The organism is Thiohalospira halophila DSM 15071, assembly GCF_900112605.1.
In the GTDB taxonomy this organism is placed as follows: Bacteria; Pseudomonadota; Gammaproteobacteria; order Thiohalospirales; family Thiohalospiraceae; genus Thiohalospira; species Thiohalospira halophila.
In genome coordinates this window covers 1-22,084 of the sequence record NZ_FOMJ01000014.1, presented here as the reverse complement: position 1 = coordinate 22,084, position 22,084 = coordinate 1, and the positions used below count along the sequence as shown (strand labels likewise).

Annotated in this window: 23 protein-coding genes, 1 tRNA gene and 1 pseudogene; 9 read left to right on the top strand and 16 right to left on the bottom strand. The window is 68.4% G+C overall.

Annotation, left to right across the window (positions count from 1 at the left end; translation table 11 throughout):
• The 3 genes from BM272_RS13170 to BM272_RS13160 form a co-directional block, all read right to left on the bottom strand.
• On the bottom strand, positions 1–269 hold a 269-nt coding region (locus tag BM272_RS13170; RefSeq protein ID WP_143613306.1), incomplete at its 3' end, for a helix-turn-helix domain-containing protein.
• Between the two features lie 355 nt (positions 270–624).
• Positions 625–1,035, bottom strand: coding sequence for a type II toxin-antitoxin system VapC family toxin (locus BM272_RS13165; protein ID WP_093429258.1), 411 nt, complete (start codon positions 1,033–1,035; stop codon positions 625–627).
• Between the two features lie 2 nt (positions 1,036–1,037).
• Positions 1,038–1,277 (bottom strand): antitoxin, encoded by a 240-nt coding sequence (locus BM272_RS13160; protein ID WP_093429261.1) that lies wholly within the window; start codon positions 1,275–1,277, stop codon positions 1,038–1,040.
• Positions 1,278–1,433: 156 nt separating this feature from the next.
• Between BM272_RS13160 and BM272_RS14125 the strand changes: the two are divergent.
• Positions 1,434–2,159: pseudogene (locus BM272_RS14125) on the top strand (DDE-type integrase/transposase/recombinase); the annotation flags it as partial.
• A 974-nt stretch (positions 2,160–3,133) separates the two neighbouring features.
• Here BM272_RS14125 and BM272_RS13150 read toward each other — a convergent pair.
• The 3 genes from BM272_RS13150 to BM272_RS13145 form a co-directional block, all read right to left on the bottom strand.
• Positions 3,134–3,973 (bottom strand): DUF4365 domain-containing protein, encoded by an 840-nt coding sequence (locus BM272_RS13150; RefSeq protein WP_093429256.1) that lies wholly within the window; start codon positions 3,971–3,973, stop codon positions 3,134–3,136.
• Positions 3,970–4,200 (bottom strand): hypothetical protein, encoded by a 231-nt coding sequence (locus tag BM272_RS13665; protein ID WP_143613303.1) that lies wholly within the window; start codon positions 4,198–4,200, stop codon positions 3,970–3,972. Before BM272_RS13665 ends, BM272_RS13150 begins: the two co-directional genes overlap by 4 nt.
• 850 nt (positions 4,201–5,050) lie before the next feature.
• A tRNA-Ser gene (locus BM272_RS13145) sits at positions 5,051–5,140 on the bottom strand.
• A 152-nt stretch (positions 5,141–5,292) separates the two neighbouring features.
• On the opposite strand from BM272_RS13145, the gene mltF reads away from it, so the two are divergent.
• The gene (mltF, locus tag BM272_RS13140) at positions 5,293–6,684 is read left to right on the top strand and encodes a membrane-bound lytic murein transglycosylase MltF (RefSeq protein ID WP_093429255.1); all 1,392 of its coding nucleotides are present in this window, start codon (positions 5,293–5,295) and stop codon (positions 6,682–6,684) included.
• 10 nt (positions 6,685–6,694) lie between these two features.
• Here the strand turns inward: mltF and tadA are convergent, their stop codons facing one another.
• From tadA to guaB, 3 genes are all read right to left on the bottom strand, one after another.
• Positions 6,695–7,123, bottom strand: a complete 429-nt coding sequence (gene tadA / locus BM272_RS13135) for a tRNA adenosine(34) deaminase TadA (protein WP_093429260.1) — start codon at positions 7,121–7,123, stop codon at positions 6,695–6,697.
• Between the two features lie 37 nt (positions 7,124–7,160).
• The gene (gene guaA, locus BM272_RS13130; protein WP_093429254.1) at positions 7,161–8,738 is read right to left on the bottom strand and encodes a glutamine-hydrolyzing GMP synthase; all 1,578 of its coding nucleotides are present in this window, start codon (positions 8,736–8,738) and stop codon (positions 7,161–7,163) included.
• A 69-nt stretch (positions 8,739–8,807) separates the two neighbouring features.
• Positions 8,808–10,268 (bottom strand): IMP dehydrogenase, encoded by a 1,461-nt coding sequence (guaB, locus tag BM272_RS13125; RefSeq protein WP_093429253.1) that lies wholly within the window; start codon positions 10,266–10,268, stop codon positions 8,808–8,810.
• Between the two features lie 199 nt (positions 10,269–10,467).
• Between guaB and BM272_RS13120 the strand changes: the two genes are divergently transcribed.
• From BM272_RS13120 to BM272_RS13095, 6 genes are all read left to right on the top strand, one after another.
• A complete protein-coding gene (locus BM272_RS13120) occupies positions 10,468–10,797 on the top strand; it encodes a SoxAX-binding protein (protein WP_093429252.1) in 330 nt (109 codons plus the stop codon).
• Positions 10,798–10,873: 76 nt separating this feature from the next.
• A complete protein-coding gene (gene xseA / locus BM272_RS13115) occupies positions 10,874–12,238 on the top strand; it encodes an exodeoxyribonuclease VII large subunit (RefSeq protein WP_093429251.1) in 1,365 nt (454 codons plus the stop codon).
• Complete coding sequence (locus BM272_RS13110) at positions 12,210–13,043, top strand: peptidoglycan DD-metalloendopeptidase family protein (RefSeq protein WP_093429250.1); 834 nt, start codon at positions 12,210–12,212, stop codon at positions 13,041–13,043. Before xseA ends, BM272_RS13110 begins: the two co-directional genes overlap by 29 nt.
• Positions 13,044–13,098: 55 nt before the next feature.
• On the top strand, positions 13,099–13,401 hold the full coding sequence (gene bamE, locus BM272_RS13105; RefSeq protein ID WP_093429249.1) for an outer membrane protein assembly factor BamE domain-containing protein: 303 nt from the start codon (positions 13,099–13,101) through the stop codon (positions 13,399–13,401).
• 4 nt (positions 13,402–13,405) lie between these two features.
• Positions 13,406–14,059: a DUF1614 domain-containing protein gene (locus tag BM272_RS13100; RefSeq protein WP_093429248.1), complete on the top strand. Its 654-nt coding sequence runs from the start codon at positions 13,406–13,408 to the stop codon at positions 14,057–14,059.
• Between the two features lie 25 nt (positions 14,060–14,084).
• Positions 14,085–14,942, top strand: a complete 858-nt coding sequence (locus BM272_RS13095; RefSeq protein ID WP_093429247.1) for an SDR family NAD(P)-dependent oxidoreductase — start codon at positions 14,085–14,087, stop codon at positions 14,940–14,942.
• A gap of 1 nt (position 14,943) precedes the next feature.
• On the opposite strand, the gene BM272_RS13090 is transcribed toward BM272_RS13095, so the two are convergent.
• Positions 14,944–15,900, bottom strand: coding sequence for a prenyltransferase (locus BM272_RS13090; protein WP_159433096.1), 957 nt, complete (start codon positions 15,898–15,900; stop codon positions 14,944–14,946).
• Between the two features lie 176 nt (positions 15,901–16,076).
• On the opposite strand from BM272_RS13090, the gene BM272_RS13085 reads away from it, so the two are divergent.
• Positions 16,077–16,787 carry a response regulator transcription factor gene (locus tag BM272_RS13085; RefSeq protein WP_093429245.1) on the top strand — a complete coding sequence of 237 codons (711 nt, stop codon included), beginning with the start codon at positions 16,077–16,079 and terminating at the stop codon, positions 16,785–16,787.
• On the opposite strand, the gene BM272_RS13080 is transcribed toward BM272_RS13085, so the two are convergent.
• From BM272_RS13080 to BM272_RS13055, 6 genes are all read right to left on the bottom strand, one after another.
• Positions 16,745–17,914 (bottom strand): lipocalin-like domain-containing protein, encoded by a 1,170-nt coding sequence (locus BM272_RS13080; protein WP_093429244.1) that lies wholly within the window; start codon positions 17,912–17,914, stop codon positions 16,745–16,747. The two genes, BM272_RS13085 and BM272_RS13080, sit on opposite strands and share 43 nt — an antisense overlap.
• Positions 17,914–20,418 carry an ABC transporter permease gene (locus BM272_RS13075; RefSeq protein WP_093429243.1) on the bottom strand — a complete coding sequence of 835 codons (2,505 nt, stop codon included), beginning with the start codon at positions 20,416–20,418 and terminating at the stop codon, positions 17,914–17,916. Before BM272_RS13075 ends, BM272_RS13080 begins: the two co-directional genes overlap by 1 nt.
• Positions 20,418–21,107, bottom strand: coding sequence for an ABC transporter ATP-binding protein (locus BM272_RS13070; protein WP_093429242.1), 690 nt, complete (start codon positions 21,105–21,107; stop codon positions 20,418–20,420). Before BM272_RS13070 ends, BM272_RS13075 begins: the two co-directional genes overlap by 1 nt.
• Positions 21,104–21,607, bottom strand: coding sequence for an MOSC domain-containing protein (locus BM272_RS13065; protein WP_143613301.1), 504 nt, complete (start codon positions 21,605–21,607; stop codon positions 21,104–21,106). The genes BM272_RS13070 and BM272_RS13065 overlap by 4 nt, the downstream gene beginning before the upstream one ends.
• 13 nt (positions 21,608–21,620) lie before the next feature.
• Positions 21,621–21,734 (bottom strand): antitoxin Xre/MbcA/ParS toxin-binding domain-containing protein, encoded by a 114-nt coding sequence (locus BM272_RS14290; protein ID WP_093429259.1) that lies wholly within the window; start codon positions 21,732–21,734, stop codon positions 21,621–21,623.
• Positions 21,735–21,818: 84 nt separating this feature from the next.
• The coding region (locus tag BM272_RS13055; protein WP_143613299.1) for an integrase core domain-containing protein at positions 21,819–22,084 on the bottom strand (266 nt) is incomplete at its 5' end.

Sequence of the window (22,084 nt, the reverse complement as noted above, 5' to 3'; positions counted from 1 at the left end):
TGGACGAAGTCCAGCTCCATCTTGAGCCGGCCGATCTCCTCATACAGCGGTGCCGTCACCTCCTCGGTGGTCGGCTCCTTGCGGCTCTGCCCGGCCTCGAACAGGTCCGGCAGGCCGTCGAGCAACTGCCGCTTCCACTGGCTGATCTGGGTCGGGTGAACCTGGTACTCCTGGGCGATCTCGCTGGCCGTCTTGTGGCCCTTGGCGGCCTCCAGGGCCACGCGGGCCTTGAGGTCGGCACTGAGTCGTTTGCCTCGTCCTCGGGACATGGGAAGGCTCCTCTGCTTGAGCCGAGGATAGCCTGCCAATCTTTACTTCTCACCTGGTCCGAAAATCGGGGTCCACTTCAGACGGCGTGTGCTCGGCATGCGCGGCGTTGTTCATGGGTCGCCCTCCAGGTCCACGGTTGGGTCCACAGTTGGTAAGGGCGCTGTGCGGCCGCAATTGCTGCAAACACCGTAGTAGCGCAGAGACCGGTAAGCCAGGTCCTGGAGAGCGGCCAGGACACGGACCACGGTGGATCCACACACCGCTGGGGGCATCAGGGGGAATTCAGTGCCTTGAGAAAGGGCTGGCGACGCCGGGAAGTGTGGGGACACGCCCGGATCACTCAGGTCGAAACATTCACGAAGGACTCGACCAGTCTTCCACGGCAAGCCCGGAAACCCGGTCGAATTCCCGCTTGTTGGCCGTCACTACAACCAGCTCCCGGGCACGGGCATGGGCCGCGATCCAGAGATCGTTCGGACCGATGGGCGTACCGGCCCGCTCCACCTCACACCGTATGGCGGCGTATTCGGCCTCCACGGGGCTGTCCAGCGGCAGGACTTCCAGGGCGCCCAGGACGGCCACCATCTGTCTGGTCAGCCGGGCCGACCCCTTCCTGGCGGCGCCATAGCGCAATTCCCCGGCCACGACGAGGCTGGTACAGACCGCCTCCTCACCGGCAGCCCGCACCCGGTCGGCCTCGTCGCCGTGAGGCCGGGTAATGAGCGCCGAGACGACGTTGGTGTCCAGTAGGTACGTCGGCTCCATCCTCAGAGTTCGACCGGATCGTTGGGGGGTAGCTCGGCATCCATGTCGGGGAAGGATTCGTCGAGATCCTCCAGTCCATCCAGGACCGCGAGGAGCCCCTTCCGCCGGACAGGCTCCAGGACCAGGTGGTCTCCCTCGCGCCGGAGGACGGCTTCATCGCTGTCCAGCTCGAACCCCCGGGGGATCCGAATGGCCTGATTACGGCCATTCCGAAAGATTCGGACAGTCCGCTGCTCTTCCATGTCCATCACCTCAGCCTTGGCCTATGCCAGAGCATAGGCCTGCGACGCAGTATCGTCAAAGGCGGTAGCCGGCGGGGTGGCCGACGAGGACAGCCGGACCTATCGAGCACCCGGAGTTGTTCCGGAAGCAGGTCCACGATCAGTCAGGTCTCGACATCCACCGATGATCTGCTGGTGGTGATCCGGGAATTCATCCAGCCGGACCTGAATCGCTCCACGCTGCAACGGCTGCTGGTGCGCCACGGTGTCTCGGACCGCCGGGACCTGATCCCGCAGCCCGAGGGCGAGGCGAAGCCGAAGACCTTCAAGGACTACCAGCCCGGCTACGTCCACGTGGACATCAAGTACCTGCCGGCGATGGCCGACGAGGACAGCCGGACTTATCTGTTCGTCGCCATCGACCGCGCCAGCCGCTGGGTCTACCTGGAGCGCCACCGGGAGAAGTCCCAGAAGGCCGCCACGCGTTTTTTGAAGAACCTGCAGGAGAAGGCCCCGTTTCATCTGCGCATCCTGCTCACGGACAACGACCAGGCCTTCACGGACCGGTTCACCCAGAAGGACCGGCAGCCCTCGGGGAGCCACGTCTTCGACCAGCTCTGCGCCGACTTCGGTATCGACCATCGGCTGACGCCGCCGCGCCATCCCCAGACCAACGGGCTGGTGGAGCGCTTCAACGGCCGGATCGCCGAAATCCTGCGGACGACACACTTCGACTCCGGCGCCGACCTGGACTCGATGCTCTGGCACTACAACCGGCTCTACAATCACCACATCCCGCAGCGGGCCCTCGGCCATCGGACGCCGGTTCGGAAGCTCAAGGACTGGCAGGCCGAGCACCCGGAGCTGTTCCGGAAGAAGGTCTACGATCAGTCAGGTCTCGACACATACTTAGCCGGCGCCCTAATTATTTTTGCAATTTTTTCTAGACCTTTTTTAAGCAGAACCGGGAAAAGCAATCATATAACCACCAAAAACCCTGTCGTTTCTCATTTCTTAAGCTTGAAGTCTCTCAACTGCCTCAAGAATTTCTTTTGCCTGTTGAACATTCTGCTCATTAGCTCTTGCCCCCTCCATAAAGCTCTGAAGCTCAACAATCAAAGAATTCTCAAGCTCATCGATAAAAAGGTGAAACATCTGATGGCCGAACCTATCAATGTTCTCCGACTGATGCGGCAGCGCCAACTTTATGAGCGATGCCATCTTTTCGTTTTCAATAAGCTTAGAAGCATCCTGAAAACCATTTTGCAGCACCTTCATCTTCACAACATAGTGCCCTAATATGCCTTGATATGCTGAAAAATACGCCCATGCCATTTGCGTCACAAACGGCCTTGCTTGACTGGCCTCCGGCGTCGAAAGGCAGCTGTCGTCAAAGTTAGCCCCCATAGTTTCAAATACTTGGCGCAATTCTTCGCTTGTAGTCGCTATTTCAGAAGCATTTTCAAACCTAAACACCGCAATTTGTGTTGCAATACTTTTCGCGGGAGCCATTTTTACCACGCCGCCCCAAATTTGATCGATGGCCGCAATTTGGCGCTGATAAAGAATTGATTGCCGGTTCACAACACTTGATAGCGCCCCACTACGCAACGCTTCGATTTGCTTTTGTTTTTGATCCAGTTCGTCCTTAACCCTCTCTATCTTGACGTCATATTCATGCCTCACAGCATTCGTTAACCTCGTAGCAATGAGGTTTCTAGAAAGCCACACAAAAAGGCCAAACAATGAAGTTGTTGTCAGTGCCGGGAACCATTCACTCATCAGCTACCTCAACCCATAGACGCATTAAAAGAATTAGCAAAAACCCACTACCCCAAACCCGGAACAGCGGCCCATGACCGCGTAACTAACGCTTACTAAAATGGGGCATCATCCGTAATCTCGGCTTGAAGACAATCAATTTCCCTTTGATTTAAAAATGAAAGCTTAACAGCCTCAAATTTTCCTAGTTGCGCATCCACTGAACACAAGCGCCGGCAATCATCCTCTGTAAGTCTATCAAGGTCATTTATAGGGTTTAATGATAAATCCTCGAGGAGTCTTACTATCTCAGCTCTACCTTCCCCAAAAAACAAATCTCCGTAAACATCATAAAAAACTTGATGCGCATTTAATCTTTTCGCCGATTCAAGACAGGTTTCCACAACCTCATGATTTCCACACTTATACCCTTCCCAATGAAGCTTTAATGTTTCCAAGTCGGAAAGATAACTTAAGCCACTCCTTTGGGCCGACAGAAAGTCGATTGCCCTTCCAATTTTGGAATTCCCTTCTTCAGTGCCGAGAACATTTTCAGGCGGAAAGTAAATCGTGTTGCTACCTTGCTCTCTCCATTCCGGGTTATCAGATGAAAGCTTCGCTTCGATGTACTTCTGAACCCAAACAAAATATGTTTTCTTATCTTCTATAGAAACATAAAAAATAAAGAAAGCCTCGGGGAAAAGCTCGGCATACTCTAACGTTTTTGTTGGGAAATTATTTAGGACAACTCTTCCCGGGAACTGGTTCTTTGTGCCTTTTACTTGTATTAACGAAAAGCTCCCGGTAGGTTTTTCTCCATCATACTTTTCAATACTTAAATCTATCCCGTAATCTCTTTCTTCTAGTCCACGCACCAACCAGTTTTCAGGTATACTATAAAGCACTTCTCTTATTGCTAGAGTGTCTGTGACATGCTCCGGCGTTCTCCGCGTCATCTATCTTTACCTTTGGTTGATTGACAGCTAGTGCCGCGTCCCTGATGATTCTCCGCCCGGTACGGCTTAGAAGCCACCCTCAACTCGAGCCTGAGCTTCACGGCTCGCCGTTGAAACATGGCGGCCAAAGCTTTTTGCGCAATGGAGCGGGCGCTGTTGCCTTCACCGGCCTGGTTCATAATAGCGGCGCGTTCCTGATCACTGAGGTGCTGGTAAGTTCGTTTCATCGCAAAATCCTACCCGCTGGGCGGGGTCGGTTTGCGCTTGTAAATTGAGTTTAAGCTCGGCCTCGGCAACGGTATGTTCGGATATTTTATTTATGACAGAGCCAGCGTATTTTTTGAATGGCCAGTAAGGAGGGTTGGCGAGTCGCGTAGCGGTGGGCCAAGGGATCGGAACCAACTGATTGTCTCATCCCGGAGGCTCATGGAGGCAGTGGAGGTGTATGAAACTGCTGTGGGCCCTTTCTCTTTTCCAGTAGTGAGGTTATAGACTGGCTCCATTAGAGCTTCCATCCATAGCCGCGCCCTAAAGCGCCCTAACGCATAGGGTTCATTAAGGTCACGGTATCGGCTCGTCTCAGGAGCTGCAACCGACCGTCAGTAAGCTTATGGGCTCGACCACCCGGATGCCTACGGTTTCGCGATAAGTTGTCTTCTCAAGGGCGCACACACTCCATGTTGCGGAGCGGCTGCATGCGGGGGAGCGAGAGGGAATCCGCTAATGGCCGGGTTTGTCTTCCGATCCCGGGGTTGCTAGCTGGTTCCATGACAGCGTCCATCCGTAGCTCACACCCGCACCAAAGGCACGGGATTCAGTAAGACCACGGTGTCGGCTCGTTGAAGGGCCCGCAACTCCTCGACAGTCGCCGTTAACGGAGAGCTACCCTCTAGCTCCCGATAGATCGTTCTTAAGGCGAAGGCGCTCCTCTTTAATATGGAGGGGCACTAGACGGGGAAGAATGGGGCACTACGAAAAATCAGCAACTTACGAAATGGCTAGTAACGCCAAAAAATGTGGGGCATAGCGTGGGGAACGCTCTGCGTCACTCGTAAGTCATTGATTGTAAAGGGAAAGTGGCGGAGAGGGTGGGATTCGAACCCACGTGGGGCAGGGCCCCCAACCGATTTCGAGTCGGTGCCGGTATGACCGCTTCGGTACCTCTCCAGAAGTCCGCCAGCATAGGCCATTGGCCGCATTGCTGGCAAGGCGTCGGGTCGCCGCTCCGTCACAGCTTTGTCAAAAGCCGACGCCGCCACTGTGTGAGTCCAGGTGAGTGCGTTACACTGATCGGTTAAGCCCTGGTCGAGTAAGACCTCATGCTTCGTATGCTTCGCACACTGCCACTGCTCACCCTTGCCACTCTGCCAGTCCTTGGCGGGTGCGGGGAAGAGCCGCGCTCCCATCTGGAGCGGATCCAGGCCGAGGGCGAGCTGGTGGTCGCGACCCGCGAGGCCCCCACCAGCTATCAGCGCGGCTCGCTCGGCCCCACGGGGCCCGAGTATGCCATGGCCCGGCGGTTCGCCGATCAACTGGGGGTGCAGCTGCGGATGGAGGTCTTCCCGGGGCCGGAGGCCCTCTTTGCGGCGCTGGACCGCCGCGAGGCCGACCTGGCGGCGGCGGCGCTCACTCGGACCGAGGAGCGCGCCCTCTCCCGACCCTTCGGCCCCGCCTACCAGTACGTCTCCGCCCTGGTGGTCCACCGCGGCGGTGTTGATATGCGCCCCGAGGATGTCGGTGACCTGGTGGGCCGGCGGATCGGGGTCGTACCCGGCAGCAGCCATGTCGACTTCCTGGAGGAGGCGCGCACCAATCACCCGGGCCTGGCCTGGGTCGAGGTGGAAGAGGCCACCACCGAGGGGCTGCTCCGGAAGGTCCACAGCGGCGAGTTCGATTACACCATCATGGACTCCCACGAGTTCCAGGCGGCACGGCGCTACTTCCCGGAGCTGCGCGCCGCGCTGGACCTCTCGGGCCCACAGCCGCTCGCCTGGGCCCTGTCCAAGGGGGCGGACGGCTCCCTGGAACAGCGGGTGGAGGATTTCTTCGACACCATCAAGACCGACGGCTCCCTGGCACGCATCCTCGACCACCACTACGCGCACATCCAGGAGTTCGACTACGTCAACGTGCGCTCCTTCATGCGCCAGGTGGAGCAGCGACTGCCGCGCTTCCAGTCCCTGTTCGAGGATGCCGCCTCGCACACCGATCTCGACTGGCGCCTGCTCGCCGCCACGGGCTACCAGGAGTCGCACTGGCGGGCCGGCGCCATCTCCCCCACCGGAGTTCGCGGGGTCATGATGCTCACCCAGCCCACGGCGAAGTATGTCGGGGTCAGCCGGCGGACCGACCCCGCCCAGAGCATCCACGGCGGCGCCCGCTATCTGCGCGTGCTCAAGGACCGGCTGGCCGATGTCCCCGAGCCGGACCGGACCTGGCTGGCCCTGGCGGCCTACAACGTGGGCCACGGCCATCTGCAGGATGCCCGCCGGATCACCGAACGCCAGGGCGGCGACCCCGATGCCTGGGTGGAGGTGAAGAAGCGGCTGCCGCTGCTGCGTCAGAAGGCGTGGTACACCGAGACCGAATACGGCTATGCGCGGGGCGACGAGGCGGTCACCTACGTCGAGAACATCCGCACCTACTACGACATCCTTCGTCGCCTGCGCGGGCCGGAGGGCGACGCCACCACCCTCGCCCGGGCCAGCTGAAGGACGTCGCCTAGCGCCGCGCCCGGAAGAAGGCGCGCAGCCGCTCCCCCGCCTCCTCTCCTAGAACCCCGCCGGTCACCGCCACGCGGTGGTTCAGGCCGGGCAGCTCGAAGGCGTCCACCATGGAACCGGTCGCCCCGGCCCGCGGATCCGTCGCGGCGTAGACCAGCTCGGCGATCCGGGCATGGACCAGGGCGCCCGCACACATGAGGCAGGGCTCCAGGGTGACGTAGAGGGTGGCACCGGGCAGGCGGTAGTTACCCACGGCGGCGGCCGCCGCGCGCAGGGCGTTGATCTCGGCGTGGGCGGTGGGGTCGGAGCTGCCCACCGGGGCGTTGGTCCCCTCCCCCAGCACCTCGCCATCGCGGACCACCAGCGCCCCCACCGGAACCTCCCCCGCCGCCTCGGCGGCGTCGGCCAGGGCCAGGGCGCGCTCCATCCACCGCTCGTGATCGGCGACCGGCCCGGTCACCGGCCTACTCCCACTCGATGGTGGCCGGCGGCTTGCTGGAGATGTCGTAGGTCACCCGGCTGATCCCGGCGACCTCGTTGATGATCCGGCCGGAGACGTGTTCCAGGAACTCGTAGGGCAGATGGGCCCAGCGGGCGGTCATGTAGTCCACCGTCTCCACGGCGCGCAGGGCGATGACCCACTCGTACTGGCGGGCGTCGCCGACCACGCCCACCGAGCGCACCGGCAGGAAGACGGCGAAGGCCTGGGCGGTCTTCTCGTAGAGGCCGGCGGCGCGCAGCTCCTCGATGAAGATGGCGTCGGCGCGGCGCAGCAGGTCGGCGTACTCCTTCTTCACCTCGCCGAGGATCCGCACCCCCAGCCCCGGCCCGGGGAAGGGGTGGCGGTAGACCATGTCCGCCGGCAGCCCCAGCTCCACGCCGATGCGCCGCACCTCGTCCTTGAAGAGCTCCCGCAGGGGCTCCAGGAGCTTGAGATTCATGCGCTCCGGCAGGCCACCCACGTTGTGGTGGGACTTGATGACCTGGGCCTTGCCGGTGCGCGCCCCGGCGGACTCGATGACGTCGGGATAGATGGTGCCCTGCGCCAGCCACTGCACGCCCTGGATCTTGCCGGCCTCCTCGTCGAAGACCTCGATGAAGGTGTTGCCGATGGCCTTGCGCTTGGCCTCCGGGTCCTCGACCCCGGCCAGCACGTCCATGAAGCGGCCCTCGGCATCCACGTAGACCACCCGCACGCCCAGATGCTCGGCGAAGGTGGCGCGGACCTGCTCGGCCTCGCCCTCGCGCAGCAGGCCGTTGTCCACGAAGACGCAGGTGAGCTGGTCGCCGATGGCCCGGTGCAGCAAGGCGGCCACCACGGAGGAGTCGACGCCGCCGGAGAGGCCCAGGAGGACGTGGTCGTTCCCGACCTGTTCGCGGACCTTGTCCACCAGGTCGTCGATGATGTGGCCCGGTGTCCACAGGGTGTCGCAGCCGCAGATGGTGGTGACGAAGCGCTCCAGGATCCGCTTGCCCTGGAGGGTATGGGTCACCTCCGGGTGGAACTGGACGCCGTAGAGCCGGCGCTCCTCGTCCGCCATGCCGGCGATGGGGGCGCTGTCGGTGGAGGCCATGACCTTGAAGCCCGGCGGCAGCTCGGTGACCCGGTCGCCGTGGCTCATCCAGACGTCCAGCAGGCCGTAGCCCTCGGGGCTGGCGTGGTCCTCGATATTGCGCAGCAGCTCGGTGTGGCCGCGGGCGCGCACCTGGGCGAAGCCGAACTCCCGGTGGTCGGAGCTCTCCACCCCGCCGCCGAGCTGGGCCGCCATGGCCTGCATGCCGTAGCAGATCCCGAGCACCGGGACGCCGGCCTCGAAGACCGCGTCCGGGGCGCGGAAGGTATCTTCCTCGGTAGCCGAGGCGGGGCCGCCGGAGAGGACGATCCCGCTGGCGCCGAAGTCGCGGATCACCGCCTCCTCCTCGTCGCAGGGGAGGATCTCGCAGTAGACGCCGATCTCCCGCACGCGGCGGGCGATGAGCTGGGTGTACTGGGAGCCGAAGTCCAGGATCAGGATGCGGTCGGCGTGGATATCGGTGGCCATGCTCGGTCTCGTCCGCCAGGAAAGGGGCGCATTCTACCCGCCGGGGAGGCCGGCGGGCAGCGGGGTGTCTCAGACGCGGTAGTTCGGGGCTTCCTTGATGATGGTCACGTCGTGGACGTGGCTCTCGGTGACGCCGGCGTTGGTCACACGGGCGAATTCCGGCTTGGTCCGCATCTCGGCGATATTGGCGCAGCCGGTGTAGCCCATGGAGGAGCGCAGGCCGCCCATGAGCTGGTGGATCACCGGCTCCAGCGGGCCCTTGTAGGGGACGCGGCCCTCGATGCCCTCGGGCACCATCTTGTCCGCCTCCTGGCCCTCCTGGAAGTAGCGGTCCGAGGAGCCCTGGGAACCGCCCATGGCACCCAGCGAGCCCATGCCGCGGTAGGACTTGTAGCTGCGGCCCTGGTAGAGCTCCACCTCGCCCGGCGCCTCTTCGGTACCGGCGAACATGGAGCCCACCATCACCGACCACGCCCCGGCGGCCATGGCCTTGGAGAGGTCACCGGAGTAGCGGATCCCGCCGTCGGCGATGAGCGGGACGTCGGTGTCCGCCAGGGCGGTGGCCACGTTGTCGATGGCGCTGACCTGGGGCACGCCCACACCGGCGACGATGCGGGTGGTGCAGATGGAGCCGGGGCCGATGCCGACCTTCACGCCGTCGGCGCCGGCCTCCACCAGGTCCAGGGCGGCGGCGCCGGTGGCGATATTGCCGCCGATGACCTGCAGGTCGGGGAAGTGGTGCTTCACCCAGCGCACCCGGTCGATAACGCCCTGGGAGTGGCCGTGGGCGGTATCCACCACCACCACGTCCACCCCGGCGGCGGCCAGCGCCTCCACGCGTTCGTCGGTATCGGCGCCGGTGCCCACCGCCGCGCCCACACGCAGCTGGCCCTGGTCGTCCTTGCTGGCGTGGGGCTTGTCCTCCGCCTTCTGGATGTCCTTGACCGTGATGAGCCCGCGCAGGTGGAAGTCGTCGTTGACCACCAGCACCTTCTCGATGCGGTGCTCGTGGAGCAGCCCCGCGATCTCGTCCCGGTCGGCGTCCTCGCCCACCGTGGCCAGCCGCTCCTTGGGGGTCATGATGGAGGAGACCGGCTCGCTCTCCCGGGTCTCGAAGCGCAGATCCCGGCTGGTAACGATGCCCACCAGCTCCTCGCCGTCCACCACCGGCACGCCGGAGATCTTCTGCCGGCGGGTCAGCTCCAGCACCTCGCGGATACTGGCATCCGGCCGGACGGTGATGGGCTCCTTGATGACCCCGCTCTCGAACTTCTTCACCTTGCGCACATGGGCGGCCTGCTCCTGGACGCTCATGTTCTTGTGGACGATCCCGATGCCGCCCTCCTGGGCCAGGGTGATAGCCAGCCGGGCCTCGGTGACGGTGTCCATGGCGGCCGAGACCAGCGGGATGTGGAGCTCGATCCCCCGGCTGAGTCGGGTGCGGAGATCGACGTCCCGGGGTGTGACGGCAGAGTGCGCCGGCAGCAGGAGAACGTCGTCGAAGGTGAGGGCTTCCTGAACGATTCGCATGGGCTAGGGGCCTTGTCCCGACCGGGTGGAGATGCGGAAATGGTTGATTAGCCGCTTATTATAGAGTTTGACGGCGTGCAGGTAAACGGTTAGGTTCGAGCTCGCGGGGTAACCGAGAAACCAAGACCAAACAGTGGCGCCGCTCCCCCCGCCCAGAGCGCCGCAATCGAGAAAAGATCCCGATGGAGGAGACACCGTCATGCGCAAGACCTTCCTGACCCTGGCCAGCGCCCTCACCCTCGCCGCCTGCAGCTCCGGCGGCGGCACCACCGCCGAGGCCGACGAGGTTCGCCAGGCCATCTCCGCCGCCGTGGAGGAGAAGGACGAGGCCGCCGAAATGGGCTTCGAGTGGCGGGATACCGGCAAGTTCATCAAGGAGGCCCGCAAGGAGCTGGAGGCCGGCAACTACGACAAGGCCATGGAACTCGCCCGCGAGGCGGAATTCCAGGGTGAGCAGGCCCAGGAGCAGGCCCGTGCCCAGGCGGATGCCGGCCCGGAGCCGCACATGGAAGAGGTGGGCATCAACTAGGCCCGCTCACGGCCGGCCCATCCCCGGGCCGGCCCGGCAGGACCCGCAGCCGCCGGGTTCTGCTACCATGCGAGGCATGGATTCGACCCCCGCCGAACTCCCCGTCATCTCCGTCTCGGAACTCAACCGAACGGCCCGTGACGTCCTGACCCGCGCCTTCCCGCGTGTGCACGTGGAGGGGGAGATCTCCAACCTCCGCCGACCGCGTTCGGGCCACCTCTACTTCACCCTGAAGGACGACCAGGCCCAGGTGGACTGCGCCATGTTCCGCGGCAAGCAGCGCCACATGGCCTTCGAGCCGGCAGACGGTCAGCAGGTCCTGGTCCGGGCGGCGGTGGACCTCTACCAGGTCCGCGGCCAGTTCCAGCTCAATGTCCACTCCATGGAGGAGGCCGGAGCCGGCGCCCTGCAGCGCGCCTTCGAGGCGCTCAAGCAGCGCCTGGAGGCGGAGGGGCTCTTTGCCGAGGCGCGCAAGCAGGCCCTGCCGCGCCTGCCGCGCCGGGTGGGGGTGATCACCTCGTCCAGCGGCGCCGCGCTGCACGACATCCTCACCGTCCTCGCCCGGCGCTTCCCCGCCATCGAGGTGGTAGTCTACCCCGTGCCGGTCCAGGGCGAGCAGGCCGCCCCGGCCATCGCCGCCGCCCTGGCGCGCGCCGGCCGGCGCTCGGAGGTGGACGTCCTCATCGTCGGCCGGGGCGGCGGCTCCCTGGAGGACCTCTGGCCCTTCAACGAGGAGGAGGTCGCCCGCGCCATAGCCGCCTGCCCGCTGCCAGTGGTCTCCGCCGTGGGCCACGAGACCGATGTCACCATCGCCGACCTGGCGGCCGACCGCCGCGCCCCCACGCCCACGGCGGCGGCGGAGCTGGTCAGCCCCGACGGCGAGGCCTGGGCGCGCCAGCTCGCCACCCTGGAGCAGCGCCTGAACGCCGCCCTGCATCGGCGGCTCACCGCCGAGGGCCAGCGCCTGACGGCCCTCCAGCGCCGCCTGCGCGAGCCCCGGCGCCGCCTCCAGGACCTGGGCCAGCGGCTGGACGAACTCGATACCCGCCTGCGCCGGTCCATGGAACGGGAGCTGGCCGAGCGACGGCGGCGTCTCCACGCCCTCCACCAGCGGCTGCGCGACCCGCGGCGGGAACTCCAGCGCCAGCGCGAGCGAACGGCGGAACTGCGCCAGCGCCTGGAGCGGGCCATGGGGCGCGACACGGAGCGCCGCCGCCAGCGCCTGCAACTGACCATGGGCCGGCTGCAGGCCGCCAGCCCCCTGGGACCGCTGGACCGCGGCTTCGCTCTGCTCCAGCGCGAGGATGGCGGCCTGGTCCGCTCCCCCGCCGATGCCCCGGTGGGAACCCGTCTCCACGCCCGCCTGGATCGGGCGGGGAATGCCCTGAAACTGGATGTCATCGAGATCGAAAATGCGCCCGATAACCAAGCTGACCAGTAGCCTCCTCGCCCTCGCCCTGTTCGCCGGGCCCGCCGCCGCCGTGGAGGAGTCCCGGGTCCCCGGCGGTGTCGCCCTCATCGACCTGGGCGAGGCCGCCCAGCGCCCCGAGGCCACCTTCCGCGACCGCCCCGTCTGGGTCCGCCGCAACGGCGACGGCTGGCAGGCGGTGGTGGGGATCCCGCTGGGGGCCGAGCCGGGCCGCCACGAGCTCTCCGTGGCCGGCGCCGAGGACCGCGACTTCGAGGTCGCGGACAAGGAGTACCCGGTCCAGCGGCTGACCTTCGACGACGACGAGCAGGTCAATCCCAACGCCGAGCAGCTCAAGCGGATCCGGCGGGACCACCGCGAGATCAAGGGCGCCTATCGCCACTTCTCCGAAGACAGCCCGGTGCCCACCTTCCAGCCACCGGTGGCGGGGCCGCGCAGCAGCTCCTTCGGCCTCAAGCGGATCCTCAACGGCCAGCCCCGCTCGCCCCACAGCGGCATGGATATCGCCGCCTCCACCGGCACCCCGGTGAGCGCACCGGCGGCCGGGGAGGTCATCGAGACCGGGGACTACTACTTCAACGGCCGCACCGTCTTCGTCGACCACGGCCAGGGGGTGGTCACCCTCTACTGCCACCTGGACTCCATCGCCGTGGAGCCCGGGGATCGGGTCGCCACCGGCGACCGCCTGGGCACCGTGGGCGAGACCGGCCGCGTCACCGGCGCCCACCTCCACTGGAGCGTCAGCCTCAATGACGCCCGGGTGGACCCCGCCCTCTTCCTGGCCGACGAGGCGGAGCAGGCGAGCGCGGGCAACTAGCGGCGGCCCCTTCGGCGCTACTACCATGAGGGGACCGCAACCCAGGAGATTCACCATGCGCCGAATCCCAACCCTGCTCGCCGCCGGCGGCCTCCTCGCCCTGGGCGGCTGCGCCACCGTGGGCCAGCCCTTCCCCTCGGACGAGGTCGAGGGGCTGACGGTGGGGGAGACCACCCGCGCCGAGGTCCGGGAGCGCTTCGGTGAGCCCTGGCGCACCGGGAGCGAGAACGGCGACCCCACCTGGAGCTACGGCCACTACGAGTGGTCGGCCTTCGGCACCAGCGACATGAAGGACCTGGTGATCCGCTTTGACGGCGACGGCGTGGTCCGCTCCTTCACCTACAACACCAGCGACTGACGTCGTGCCCGGTTTCCCCTTCCTCGTCGCCCTGTTCGGGCTGGCCTTCCTCTTCGCCCTGATCCAGATCGGGGCGTTGCAGCTGGCCTTTCACAAGCTCGGCCTGGCGCCGGAGGGGGGCGTGACCCTGCTCCTCGCCTCCCTGCTGGGGTCGCTGATCAATGTCCCGCTCTTCCGCATCCGGGCGGAGCAGCCGGCAGAGCCACCGCCCTCGCCCTTCGGCGGCCTCCTGCGCCACGACCCGGAGAAGTTCGACGGCCGCACCACCATTGCGGTGAACCTGGGGGGCTGCCTGCTGCCGCTGACCTTCTCGGTCTACCTCATGCAGCACGCCGGGGCCGCGGCGCTGGACTACGTCCTGGCCATCGTCCTGGTCTCCATCGTCAGCTACGTGGCCAGCCGCCCGGTCCACGGGCTCGGTATCGGCATGCCCATCCTGGTGGCGCCGCTGGCCGCGGCCCTGGCCGCCATCGCCATCAGCCCGGAGCACAGCCCCGCCCTGGCCTACGTGGGCGGCACCCTGGGGGTTCTGGTGGGCGCCGACCTGCTGCGCATCAAGGATGTGCGCAAGCTCGGCTCCCCCGTCGCCTCCATCGGCGGGGCCGGCACCTTCGACGGGATCTTCATCACCGGCATCATCGCCGTCCTGCTCGCCTGAATCGGATCACACCCGGGGAACGTCCATGGCTCGCACCATCCTCATCACCGGCTGCTCCTCCGGCATCGGCCACCACTGCGCCCACGCCCTGGCGGCGGAGGGCTGGCGCGTCTTCGCCTCCGCCCGCGACCCCGAGGACGTGGAGCGGCTGCGCGCCGAGGGGCTGCCCGACGCCCTGCCCCTGGATCTGGACAACGCCGCCAGCATCGCCGCCGCCGTGGAGCGGGTGGCCGAGGCCACCGGCGGCACTCTGGACGCCGTCTTCCACAACGCCGCCTTCGGCCAGCCGGGGTCGGTGGAGGACCTCACCCGGGAGCGGCTACGGGCGAGCTTCGAGACCAACCTCTTCGGCACCGTGGAGCTCAACAACCGGATCCTGCCGCTGATGCGGGCCCAGGGGCACGGCCGCGTCATCTTCGACAGCTCCGTCCTGGGGCTGGTAGCCCTGCCCTTCCGCGGCGCCTACAACGCCAGCAAGTTCGCCCTGGAGGGGCTGGCCGACACCCTGCGCCTGGAGCTGGCCGGCACCGGCATTCACGTCAGCCTCATCGAGCCGGGCCCGGTACGCAGCCGCTTCCGGGAGAATGCCCTGGCCAACTTCCGCAACCACATCGACCGGGACAAGAGCCCCTTCCGGAAGACCTACGCGGCGGTGGAGGCCCGCCTGGAGGGGAGCTGCGAGGCGCCCTTCACCCGGGGGCCGGAGGCGGTGCAGAAGGCCCTGCGCCACGCCCTGGGGAGCCGCCGCCCCCGCCCGCGTTACGCCGTGACCCACGCCACCCGGATCCTGGGGCTCGCCCGGCGGCTGCTCACCACCCGCGCCCTGGATCGGCTGCTGCGGCGGATCAGCCGGGGCGAGAATCCCCCGGCGGGTCGCGACTAGCTCAGAGGGCCAGCCCCACCACCAGCAGGGCCCCGAAGGCGAGGACCAGGGCCACCGTCATCGCCAGCGCCGGCCGCAGCCGGGCGGGGCGTCGATGGTCCCGCCATAGACGACGGGTGGCGGGGATCCCGGGCAGGAGCCCCACCAGGGCCAGGAGCGCCGACGGCGGCATGGCGCCCCGGGTAACGCCGATCACCAGGGCCGCCGCGGCGGCCAGCAGCAGCAGGGGATAGCCCCGGCGGGCTCGCCGGGTGCCCAGCCGGACCACCCAGTGGTGCTTGCCGGCCCGGGCATCCGCGAGCCGGTCGGGGAACTGGTTGATGTAGAGCAGCGCCGCCGCCACCAGCCCGTAGGGCAGGCCGGCCACCAGCGGCTCCCACGCCGGTGCCCCGGACACCGCCCAGTGAACGCCCAGCGGCAGCAGCCCGCCGAAGCAGACGGCCACGGTAACCTCGCCCAGACCGCGCCCCACCAGGTTCAGCGGCGGCGCCGAATAGCCCCAGCCCAGGAGCGCCCCGGCGGCGACCACGGCCATCAGGCCGATGCCGGCCTGCATCGCCAGGACCGTGGCCACCACCAGTCCCAGGGCCACCAGCGCCAGCCCCAGGGCCAGGGTGGCGCCCTCCCCCAGCCGGCCGGACTGGATGAGGCCGGCGCCGCCGGTGAAGGGAGGCACGCGATGGCGGTTGGCGGCATCGGTGCCGCTGCGGGCGTCGGCCCAGTCGTTGAGGACATTGGCCGCCGCGTGGGCGAGGATCGCCCCCAGCAGCGTCAGCAGGACCCCCAGCGGCCGGGCAGCGGCCCCGGCGGTCATCAGCCCGATCCCCACGGGCGGCAGGGCCGCCAGCAGGAAGGGCGGCCGCGTTGCCACGAGCCAGCGCGCCGGATCACGCCGGGCGCCCGCCCCCTCTGCCACGCCGGTGGTCCCTTCCAGCGCCGGCCCCTCCAGACTCGACATACCCCTCTCCCTGCGCGGTTTTCGGGCCATTTTCCCACAGCGGTGGCCAGGGTTCAGCCAACGACCGCGATGGCTCGGCCCCTACCCGCGCAACATGGCGCCGGGTGGCACGGGCCCGCACGGGGAGTGTTAGAATCAAGGCCTGATCCCGGCCGAGAAAGACCGAGAAGAATAACTTGCATATCGCGCTACTGGAGGATGATCCGGACCAGGCAGCCCTGCTCTGCCTCTGGATCGAGGAGGCAGGACACGGCTGCGAGGCCTTCGCCACCGGCGAGGCCTTCCGCGCCGCCCTGGATCCGAACCAACACACCGTCGCCGTACTGGACTGGATGCTCCCCGATACCTCGGGGGAGGAGGTCCTCGCCTGGCTGCGCGACCAGTTCGGCTGGGAGCTGCCGGTCCTCTTCGTCACCGCCCGGGATGACGAGGCCGACGTGGTCACCGCCCTGCGCGCCGGCGCCGACGACTACATGGCCAAGCCCATCCGCCGGGAGGAGCTGATCGCCCGGCTGGAGGCGCTCAACCGCCGCCGCTGCGGCCCGGAGCCGGCCAGCGCCCGCCCCGACCAGGCGGTGGGCCACCTCACCGTGGACACCGCCGAGCGCACCATCCGCCGCCACGGCGAGCCGGTGTCGCTGACCCAGAAGGAGTACGAGCTGGCCGCCTACCTGCTGGCCAACGTGGGCCAGCTCCTGGCCCGCGCCCAGCTCCTGGCCGATGTCTGGGGCCACTCGGCGGTCATCAATACCCGCACCGTGGACACCCACATCAGCCGCCTGCGCACCAAGCTCGGGCTCATCCCGGAGAACGGCTGGCGGCTCTCCGCCGTCTACCAGCACGGCTACCGGCTGGAGCGGCTGGAGTCCGCCGAGGAATCGGCGTAGCCGGTCATCTCCAGGTAGCCGCGGCCGATGGCCTCGCCCGCGGCGCGCACGTCCACCGCCCCTTCCCAGTAGGTCACGAAGGTCCGTAGCTCCTGGGCGGGCTGCACCGCGCGCACCGTCCAGGCCTCGTTCTCGCCGGGCAGCGCCAGCCGCCATTCCACCGGGTAGCGCGCACCGGTCTCCGGGCTCTGCCAGTACGCCACCGGCTCCAGCTCGATGGCCGTGAAGTCCAGCGCCGGCTCGCGTTCACCCTCGGCGTCCATCCAGGTGGCGTAGCTCTGCGGCGCCGATTCCCCGCCGGCCTCGCGGATCTGGTAGATCATCAGGTCCCGGCCGTCGGCGAGCTGGAGGGCAAACCAGTCCCAGCCGGTCTGCCCCTCGCCCAGGGCGCTGGTGCTCCACTCCCGGTCCAGCCAGCTCGCCCCGGTCACCGACCACTGCTCGCCCCGGATCGCCACCTGGCCCCGGGTGGGCAGGCGCGGCAGGCTGTAGTACCAGGAGGCGTTGCCGGCCTCCGGCCCCTTCTGCGAGAGGCCGCCGTCGCCGTGGAGGACCGGCGGCTTCCCCGGCTCCAGGGTGAGATCGATCCGGAAGTCCTCCCCCGCCGCCCGGATCCGGAAGGGCGGCGGTCCGCTCTCCCCGGCGCCCTCGCCGGCCGCCTCGATGCGCCAGGGGCCCAGCCAGGCGGCGAAGGGCGCCGCCCGCGCCCCGGCCTGGTCCAGCGCCCCGCGGGCGAAGCGCTCGTCGAAGACGAAGCGCCCGCCCTCGGGATCCGTGACCGCCAGGTGGCCCATCCATACCTGGTTGGTGGCCCAGGCGGAGTCGAGATCCGGCGCCTCCGGCGCCACGGCGTTGCGAAAGAGGGTGATCTGGTAGCCCAGCCGACGGCCCTGCTCCGACTCCAGGTTGCCGGTGAAGTACCACCACTCCTGGCGGTAGTCGGGATGGGGGCCGTGGTCGGGAGGGAAGGTGAAGGCCCGCTCCCCGGTGGCGCGGGCGTAGCCGGCGGTCTCGCCGCCGCCCAGGAGTTCGCCCACGTCGCCCCCGCCGCCCGCGGGCGCCTCCGGCTCCCCGCCACAGGCGGCCAGCAGGAGCAGGGCCGCTATCCAGCCAAATCGCATCCGCATCACTCCTCCCGCACCAGTCGCGCCGGGGGCAGCCGCGCCGCCCGCCGGGCCGGGACGATCCCCGCCAGCAGGGCGGCGACCAGGGCCAGGACCAGCCCCTCGGCCAGGACGCCCGGCGGGATGGTAAGTTCCATGGTCCAGCCGAAGGCGCGGCGATTGATGACGTGGACCAGCACCCCCGCCAGGGCCACGCCCAGGGGCAGGGCCAGCAGGCCGGCGGCCAGTCCCAGGAGGCCGGTCTCGGTGGCCACCAGCCGCCGCGCCTGGCCGGGGTCGAGCCCCACGGCGCGCAGCAGCCCCAGCTCCCGGCCGCGCTCCAGCTGCCACGCCAGCAGGGCGGAGAGGATCCCCATGAAGGCGACCCCCACCGCCAGCAGCCGCAGCACGTGGGTGATGGCGAAGGTCCGGTCGAAGACCGCCAGGGAGGCCTCGCGCACCGCCTGGTTGGAGGTCACCTCCAGGGCCGGCCACTCCGCCACCGCCGCCCGGGCGGCCTCCACCACCGGTTCGGAGTCGGTCCCCTCGGCCAGGTGCAGGCCCACCGCCCCCACGCCGGGGTCGTCGAAGCGCTCCCGGTAGCGGGCGCGGTCGACGGCGATCATCCCCTGCTCCGAGCCGTAGTCGCGGAAGACGCCGAGGACGGTCCAGTCCGCCTCGCCGGTGGGCGTGGGGACGGCGAGGGTATCCCCCGGCGCCAGCCCCTGCCGGCGGGCCAGGGGCTCGGAGACCAGCACCCCCTCCCCGGCCCGCCACGCCGGCTCCACCCGGTCCGGGTCACCGGCGGTGAGCGGGAAGCCGGCGAGACCGGTGGCCCCGGCCTCCACGGCGAAGAGTTCCACCCGGCGATCCCCCAGCTCCACCCGCGCGGCGCGGCTGACGGTGGCCCGTTCCACCCCGGGGAGATCGCTCACCGCGGCCACCGCCGCCGGCGGCAGGTCGGCGCCGGTGCCGTCGGCGCGGCGGGCGGCGGAGGTGACGTAGACGTCGGCCTGCAGCGCCTCCCCCAGCCACGCCTGCAGGGAGCCGCGGAAGCTGTCCACCATGGTACCCACGCCCACGGTGGCGGAGACGGCCACCGCCAGCGCCACCACCGCCGGTGCGGTGCGGGTGAGGCTGGTGGCCACGCCGCCGGCTGCCAGGCGCGGCACCACGCCGAGCCGGCCCATGCCGCGGCCCAGGGCGGGCAGCGCCCGGGCCATGAGCCAGGGGGTGACCAGGGCGAAGCCGGCGAGGAGGAGGAAGAGGCCGGCGTAGCCGGAGAGCAGGTCCCGCGTGACCAGCAGCAGACCGGCGGCCGCCCCCCAGACGGCGAGCCCGGCCAGGGCCGCCGGGGCGAGCTGGCGCTGGAGGCGGCCCTCCCCCTCCATGCGCGCCAGGGCGGCCCGGGGCGGCACCCGCACCGCCTCCAGCGCCGGGGCCAGCGCGGCGGCCAGGGTCCCGCCCAGGCCGAGCAGGGTGGCCTTCACCCAGGTCCAGGCCGCCGGGGTCACCTCGGTCACCGCCAGGCGGAAGTAGAGGTCGTTGATGGTCTGCGCCACCAGCCCCACCAGCCCCTGGGCCAGGAACCAGCCGGCCACCAGCCCCAGGCCGGTGCCGGCGACGGCGACGATGGCCGCCTCGCCGGCCACCAGCGCCAGGATCTGGCCCCGGGTGGCGCCCACCGCCCGCAGCCGGCCGATCTCCCCGCGCCGGCGGATCACCGCCAGGCGCAGGGTGTTGAAGATGAGGAAGAGCCCCACCACCAGCGCCAGCAGGGAGAAGGCCTGGAGGTTGATCTGGAAGGCGCGGGTCATGGCGCGGAAGGTCTCGCGCTCGGCGGAGGCCGGCTCCAGGCGCCAGCTCGGGGGCAGCGCGCCCGCCAGCGCCTCGGCGCGCTCGCGGGTGAGTGTAAGCTCCACCCGGTCCAGCCGGCCGCGGCGGTCCAGCAGGTCCTGGGCCACGGCGATGTCGGTGAGGACGATCCCGCGCAGGCCGGTAGCGGTGGCCGGGTCGGCGGGCTCCAGCAGGCCGGCCAGGCGCACGGTACGCGCGCCGTTGGCCCCCTCCACGCGCAGCTCCTCGCCGCGCCGCAACCCCAGGTCCTCGGCGGTGGCGGGGGTCGCCATCACCGCCGGCGGCATCCGGAACCAGTCCCCCTGCCCGGCGCCGGTCACCGGCGGCAGCCGCCCCAGGCCCAGCTCGGCGATGGGGTCCACCCCGCGGATCCGCACCGGCCCGGCCCCGGTGGGCAGGCGGCCGGAGACCACCGGCGCCGCCGCTCGGATCCCCTGCTCCCGCTGGAAGGCGACCCAGCGCTCCTCGTCCAGCCCGCGCGGGCCGGCCTCGATGCGATGGGTAGCGGGGCCGGTGAGCGCGGCCAGGGAGCGATCGAAGGCGGCGCGGGCGCTGTCCCCGGCCAGATCCACGGCCACCACCACCGCCACGCCCAGGGCGACGCCCAGGATGGCCAGCCCGGTGAGCAGGGGTTCGCGGAGGGTGTGGCGGGCGGCCAGCCGGGCGAGCATCACGCCTCCGTGAGGCCGCCGGCGCGCAGGGTCAGCCGGCGGTGGGCGCGGCGGGCCAGCTCGTCGCTGTGGGTGACCAGCAGGACGGTGACGCCGTCGCGCTCGGCCAGGGCCACCAGGCTGTCCGCCACCGCCTCGGCGGTCTCGCCGTCGAGATTGCCGGTGGGCTCATCGGCCAGGAGCAGCCGCGGCCGCCCCGCCAGCGCCCGGGCAATGGCCACCCGCTGCTGCTCGCCGCCGGAGAGGTGCTCCGGCCACTCCCCCTCCCGGCCGCCCAGGCCGAGGTCCGCCAGCAGCGCCCGGGCCCGCTGGGCGGTCCCGGCATCATCGCGGCCGTCGAGCTGCTGGGGCAGGAGGACGTTCTCCTCCACCGTGAGCGTGGGCAGGAGATTGAAGAACTGGAAGACCAGGCCGATGTGGCGCCGCCGGAAGCGCGTGCGCGCCGTCTCGTCCAGCCCGGTGAGATCGGTGCCGCCGATGGAGATGGAGCCGCCATCCGGCGGGTCGATGCCGGCGATGAGATTGAGCAGGGTCGACTTCCCGCAGCCGCTGGGCCCCACCAGCGCGGTAATGGAGCCCGGCGCCAGCGTCGCCGACACCCCATCCAGCACCCGGCGCACGCCGTCCCCCTCGGGGTAGGCGCGCGTCACCCCCGACAACTGGACCTCGCTTCCGGCGGTTTCGATCATGGGGATTCCCGTTCGGTATGTTCTTTGTGAATAGCCATGCCCGCGTGAAGGGAGCCGGGCTGGATGATCCGGGCACAGACGCCGCCGCTTTTTCGCAGGGCCCGTCCCATGCCGCGCTGGGTCAGGCGTTCCAGGTAGAGACAAGGCGGTCGCGGTACGGTGAGCCGGAGGCGGACATCGCCAAGGACGAGCACGCCATCGGTCAGCTGGCGGCTCGGCAGGCCGCGGACGACCAGGTTGCGGCGGTGCTCACCGGCGGTGACGGCCAAATGGTGACGGCGCTGGATAAGGTCCAGGTCCTCGGCCCGAATGAGGGTGATGGGGCAGGCGTCCGGCCCGCGCCAGAACCCTTTCTGTGCGGCGTAGCGGTCGCCCACCAAACCGGCCTCTCCGACTGTCGCTTTGGCCACGGCCACAACGGGAGCACCGGCCTCGGGCGCCAGGAAAATGGCTTCCAGTGTGGCCGACTTCTTGTCGGTGGAGCGGGGCCAGAGACGCATGGAGCCGGACCGCCTATTCGGTGACCGATTGGAGGTGTTCCAGGACGCGGCGGATGCCCAGGGCTCCCTCGTCGAGCATGATATCGATGGGCCGCTGGCCGTCCAGCTCCGGCTGGGGAGTGACGATCCAGGTGTAGGTGTGGGGTGGACCCCGATCGCTGGACCACGGAGGGGCGCTGAGAAGTAAAGACCGGAGGCCTCTCCATCGGGTTCATGGGTCCGGCTGAGAGGTCCAGTGGACCTCGGCCGGGGTTCGGCGGTCAAGGGCACTATGCGGCCGCTGCTCGTTGTAGAAGCGGAAGTAGCGGTGCAGGCCGGCTTCCAGCTCGGCGGGCGTCTCGTAGCCCCGCAGGTAGATGTCCTCGTACTTCACGGTCCGCCACAGCCGCTCCACGAAGACATTGTCCAGCGCCCGGCCACGGCCATCCATGCTGATGAGCACACCCTGCTGCCGGAGCCGCTGCGTCCACTCGGTAC

Coding starts and splice junctions, on each gene's coding strand:
- BM272_RS13150 (WP_093429256.1), bottom strand. CDS start 3,973: ATGACGCGGAGAACGCCGGAGCATGTCACAGACACTCTAGCAATAAGA.
- BM272_RS13090 (WP_159433096.1), bottom strand. CDS start 15,900: ATGTCGAGTCTGGAGGGGCCGGCGCTGGAAGGGACCACCGGCGTGGCA.
- BM272_RS13160 (WP_093429261.1), bottom strand. CDS start 1,277: ATGGAAGAGCAGCGGACTGTCCGAATCTTTCGGAATGGCCGTAATCAG.
- BM272_RS13080 (WP_093429244.1), bottom strand. CDS start 17,914: ATGCGGATGCGATTTGGCTGGATAGCGGCCCTGCTCCTGCTGGCCGCC.
- BM272_RS13075 (WP_093429243.1), bottom strand. CDS start 20,418: ATGCTCGCCCGGCTGGCCGCCCGCCACACCCTCCGCGAACCCCTGCTC.
- bamE (WP_093429249.1), top strand. CDS start 13,099: ATGCGCCGAATCCCAACCCTGCTCGCCGCCGGCGGCCTCCTCGCCCTG.
- guaA (WP_093429254.1), bottom strand. CDS start 8,738: ATGGCCACCGATATCCACGCCGACCGCATCCTGATCCTGGACTTCGGC.
- BM272_RS13665 (WP_143613303.1), bottom strand. CDS start 4,200: ATGAAACGAACTTACCAGCACCTCAGTGATCAGGAACGCGCCGCTATT.
- BM272_RS13065 (WP_143613301.1), bottom strand. CDS start 21,607: ATGCGTCTCTGGCCCCGCTCCACCGACAAGAAGTCGGCCACACTGGAA.
- xseA (WP_093429251.1), top strand. CDS start 10,874: ATGGATTCGACCCCCGCCGAACTCCCCGTCATCTCCGTCTCGGAACTC.
- tadA (WP_093429260.1), bottom strand. CDS start 7,123: ATGGAGCGCGCCCTGGCCCTGGCCGACGCCGCCGAGGCGGCGGGGGAG.
- BM272_RS13165 (WP_093429258.1), bottom strand. CDS start 1,035: ATGGAGCCGACGTACCTACTGGACACCAACGTCGTCTCGGCGCTCATT.
- BM272_RS13070 (WP_093429242.1), bottom strand. CDS start 21,107: ATGATCGAAACCGCCGGAAGCGAGGTCCAGTTGTCGGGGGTGACGCGC.
- guaB (WP_093429253.1), bottom strand. CDS start 10,268: ATGCGAATCGTTCAGGAAGCCCTCACCTTCGACGACGTTCTCCTGCTG.
- BM272_RS13095 (WP_093429247.1), top strand. CDS start 14,085: ATGGCTCGCACCATCCTCATCACCGGCTGCTCCTCCGGCATCGGCCAC.
- BM272_RS13120 (WP_093429252.1), top strand. CDS start 10,468: ATGCGCAAGACCTTCCTGACCCTGGCCAGCGCCCTCACCCTCGCCGCC.
- BM272_RS13110 (WP_093429250.1), top strand. CDS start 12,210: ATGCGCCCGATAACCAAGCTGACCAGTAGCCTCCTCGCCCTCGCCCTG.
- mltF (WP_093429255.1), top strand. CDS start 5,293: ATGCTTCGTATGCTTCGCACACTGCCACTGCTCACCCTTGCCACTCTG.